Origin of the sequence: Mesorhizobium sp. M1A.F.Ca.IN.020.06.1.1 (assembly GCF_004023265.1) — a bacterium.
In the GTDB taxonomy this organism is placed as follows: domain Bacteria; phylum Pseudomonadota; class Alphaproteobacteria; order Rhizobiales; family Rhizobiaceae; genus Mesorhizobium.
In genome coordinates, this window is sequence record NZ_RZSR01000570.1 from 1 (window position 1) to 3,946 (window position 3,946).

Consider the following 3,946-nt stretch of genomic DNA (forward strand, 5'->3'; position numbering starts at 1 on the left):
ATCTCCAGCGATGCGGCGACGCTGCCGGCGGCGGCGAGCTCCTTTGCGCCGACGCCCAAAATCGGCATTCCAGTGCCCCGGCCAAGGCCGGGGAACTGAGGCCACGCCACGGCGTCCAGATGGTCGAGGCCGGCGGCGCCCCTCATCCGCCTGGCTGCCCGCAATGCGGGCTTTCTTCTTGCGAAGCTGGCGATTGGCGAAACCATTGGCGACGGGGAGAGGATGCCGGCAGGCAGGTGAGGGGCGGCGCCGACGCTCGAGATAGGCGCCAAAGCCGCTTTCCCTTTGCAGGACCATGCGCTAGTCAGCGACGGAGCGGGAACGAACGGGACAAAAAGCATGGTTGGCGAAGACGATACAGCGCTGCGGTTTCCGGTCCTGATCGGTGATATCGGCGGCACCAATGCGCGTTTCTCGATCGTGCTCGACGCCAATTCGGAAGCGACCGAGCCGCAAATCGTCCAGACGGCCAATTTCAAGACCATCGACGAGGCGATCCAGGCGGCGGTGCTCGACCGCTCGTCGATCCAGCCGCATTCGGCGGTGCTGGCGGTGGCCGGGCCGGTCGACGGCGACGAGATCCGGCTGACCAACTGCCCGTGGGTGGTTAAGCCGCACCAGATGTTTGCCAATCTGGGCTTGAGCGAGATCGTCGTGCTCAACGATTTCGAGGCGCAGGCGCTGGCGGTGGTGGCGCTGGGCGAAGAGCATATGGAAAAGATCGGCGGCGGGACGCCGGAGCCGAATGCCGGCCGGGTCGTGCTCGGCCCGGGGACGGGGCTCGGCGTCGCGGGGCTGATCTACGCGCTGCGCCGCTGGATACCGGTGCCGGGCGAGGGCGGGCATATGGATATCGGCCCGCGCACGCCGCGCGACTTCGAAGTATTTCGGCATATCGAAAAGCTCGAGGGTCGCATCTCCGGCGAGCAGATCCTGTGCGGCCGCGGACTGGTCAATGTCTATCGCGCGGTGGCCAGGGCCGACGCAAAGCCGACGCCTTTCACGACGCCGGCGGAGGTTACGGCGGCCGCGCTCGCTAAATCCGATCCGGTGGCACAGGAAGCGCTGGAACTGTTCGTCACCTGCCTCGGCCGCACCGCGGGTGATCTCGCGCTGGTGTTCATGAGCCGCGGCGGCGTGTTCCTGACCGGCGGCATCGCGCAAAAAATCGTGCCGGCGCTGAAAGCCGGCAATTTCCGCGCCGCGTTCGAGGACAAGGCGCCGCACAGCGCGCTGATGCGCACGATGCCGGTCTATGTCATCACCCACCCGCTGGCCGCGCTTCTCGGGCTCGCCGCCTATGCCAGAACCCCGTCGCTGTTCGGCGTTCAGACCGCCGGACGGCACTGGCGGGCATGAGCGCGCCCGGGTTCGGGATGGCAATCGGCCACCGCGACGAAGTTTCGCCATAGGCAAGCCGTAGCCGGGGCGCTAAGAGGGTGCCGAAATGCTCCCTGACCTTTGACGAGAACCCACGAAGCGCTGCCGATTTGACATTTCAAAATCCAAACAAGCTAAAGGCCCGGCCCGGCGAGGTCACGGCGGTACTGCGCCGTATCATCGCCGAGAACGGCTATGACCATCGCTGGTCCTACGCGATCGTCATCGTCTGCTCGTTATTGGTTTCGGGCGCGACCGCCTTTTCGGCCTGGGTCATGGCGCCGATGGTCAATCAGATATTCTACGAGCGGAGCAGCGACGCCGTCTGGTGGATTTGCGCCGGCTTCATGGGCGCCTTCCTCGTGCGCGGCTTCGCCGGCTACGGCCAGGCGGTGATGCTGGCCACGATCGGCAACAATCTGGTCGCCCGCTACCAGAAGCGCAGCTTCGACCAACTGATGAAGCTCGGCGTCAATTTCTTCAACGACACGCGCTCGGGCCGATTGGCGGCGCAGCTGGACGAGAATATCGGCGGCATCCGCGAACTGCTGTCGCTGACATTGATTTCGATCACTCGCGACGCGGTGACGCTGGTCGGCCTGGTCGGCCTCATGGTCTACCAGGATCCGGTGTTGTCGCTGAGCTCGCTGCTGATCGGGCCGCCGCTGATCTGGGCCGTCGTCTACATCACGCGCCGGGTGCGCAAGATCAATCGGGAATCCGTGCTGATCAATTCTCGGCTGAGCGGGTCGGTGCAGGAGGCCACCCAAGGCATCGCCATCGTCAAGGCCTTCACCTTGGAAGACGAGCTGGCGCGCCGCATCGGCATCATGGCCGATACGGCCGAGCAGCGCAGCAACAAGATCGCCCGCGTCTCGGAACGGCTGTCGCCGATTTCGGACATGCTGGCCGGCCTCGCCGTGACCGCCGTCATCGCTTATTCCGGCTATCGGGCATTGTATCTCGGTCAGCCGCCGGGCGCGGTCTTTTCCTTCATCACCGCGCTGATCTTGGCCTATGATCCGGCGCGGCGGCTGGCGCGCATGCAGGTGGCGATGGAACGCGCGCTGGTCAACGCGCGCATGATCTATGAATTGCTCGACCTCGAGCCGAAACAAAGCGACGCGCCCGACGCCGCCGAAGCGAAGATCATTTCCGGCGAAGTGACCTTCAACAATGTGACGTTCGGCTATAGCGCCGACATGCCGGTGCTGAGGGATCTGAGCTTTACCGCCGCCGCCGGCAAGGTGACGGCGATCGTCGGCGCTTCGGGCGCCGGCAAGTCGACGCTGGTGGCGCTCTTGCAGCGCTTCTATGACGTCGACGAGGGCAGCATCGAGGTGGACGGCCAGGACATCTCGAAGGTGACGAAGCGGTCGCTGCGCCAATCGATCGCCTATGTCTCGCAGGCGCCGTATCTCTTCGAAGGCACGATCCGCGACAACATTCGCTACGGCCGGCTCTCGGCCACCGACGCGGAGATCGAGCAGGCGGCGAAACAGGCCGCCGCCGACGAGTTCATCCGCCAGCAGCCGCAAGGCTACGACACGCCGGTCGGCGAAGGCGGCTCGACGCTTTCCGGCGGTCAGCGCCAGCGCGTCTCGATCGCCCGTGCCATCGTGCGCCAGGCGCCGATCCTGCTGCTCGACGAGGCTACGTCGGCGCTCGACAACGAGGCCGAAGCGCGCGTCCAGGAAGCGCTCACCCATGTCATGGAAGGCCGCACCACCATCGTCATTGCGCATCGGCTGTCGACCGTGGTCAATGCCGACCGCATCATCGTGCTGGAAGAGGGACGGCTGGTTGAGGAAGGCACACACGCCTCGCTGATGGCCGACCCGCACAGCGTCTATGCCCGCTTCCACCGGGTGCAGGGCAAGAAGGGGCTGGGGCTTGTCGATGACGCCAAGACAACCCAAACTCCTCTGCCGCGCACGCGCGCGAAGAAGACCGTCGGGAGAAGCGCATGAGCGAAACGGGCGATATGGGCCTGGTGGTGGTGGGCGCCGCCGGCCGGATGGGTCAGACGCTGATCCGCGCCATCCACTCCATTCCCGGCGCGTGCGTTGCCGGTGCCGTCGAGCGGCCGGGTTCACCGCATCTCGGCAAGGATGCCGGAGAGCTCGCCGGCATCGGCAGCATCAATGTGCCGATCGCCGACGACCCGCTGCCGGCCTTCGCCAAGGCCGACGGCGTGCTCGATTTCACGGCCCCGGGCGCAAGCGTCGAATTCGCCGGCTATGCCGCGCAGGCGCGCATCGTCCATGTCATCGGCACGACCGGCTGTTCGGCCGATGACGATGCGAAGATCGCCGCGGCGGCGCGCCACGCGACCATCATCAAATCCGGCAATATGAGCCTCGGCGTCAGTCTTTTGGCGGTGCTGGTGGAGCAGGCGGCGCGCGCGCTCGATGCGCAGGATTTCGACATCGAGATCCTGGAGATGCACCACAGGCACAAGGTCGACGCGCCGTCCGGCACGGCGCTGCTGCTCGGCGGAGCGGCGGCCAAAGGACGAGAGATCGCGCTCAAGGACAACAGCGTGCGTGTGCGCGACGGCCATACC

3 protein-coding genes are annotated in these 3,946 nt (G+C 65.9%); all 3 read left to right on the plus strand.

Going from position 1 to position 3,946, the window contains the following annotated elements; translation table 11 throughout:
* Window positions 1-339 precede the first annotated feature (339 nt).
* Complete coding sequence (locus EOA60_RS22465; RefSeq protein ID WP_095825201.1) at window positions 340-1,359, plus strand: glucokinase; 1,020 nt, start codon at window positions 340-342, stop codon at window positions 1,357-1,359.
* A 131-nt stretch (window positions 1,360-1,490) separates the two neighbouring features.
* Window positions 1,491-3,350: an ABC transporter ATP-binding protein gene (locus EOA60_RS22470; protein ID WP_095825086.1), complete on the plus strand. Its 1,860-nt coding sequence runs from the start codon at window positions 1,491-1,493 to the stop codon at window positions 3,348-3,350.
* On the plus strand, window positions 3,347-3,946 hold a 600-nt coding region (dapB, locus tag EOA60_RS22475), incomplete at its 3' end, for a 4-hydroxy-tetrahydrodipicolinate reductase (protein WP_128311913.1). The genes EOA60_RS22470 and dapB, both read left to right, overlap by 4 nt.

What these genes read in the sequence shown, in the direction of transcription:
- EOA60_RS22465 (WP_095825201.1), top strand. Translation starts at nt 340, where the DNA reads ATGGTTGGCGAAGACGATACAGCGCTGCGGTTTCCGGTCCTGATCGGT.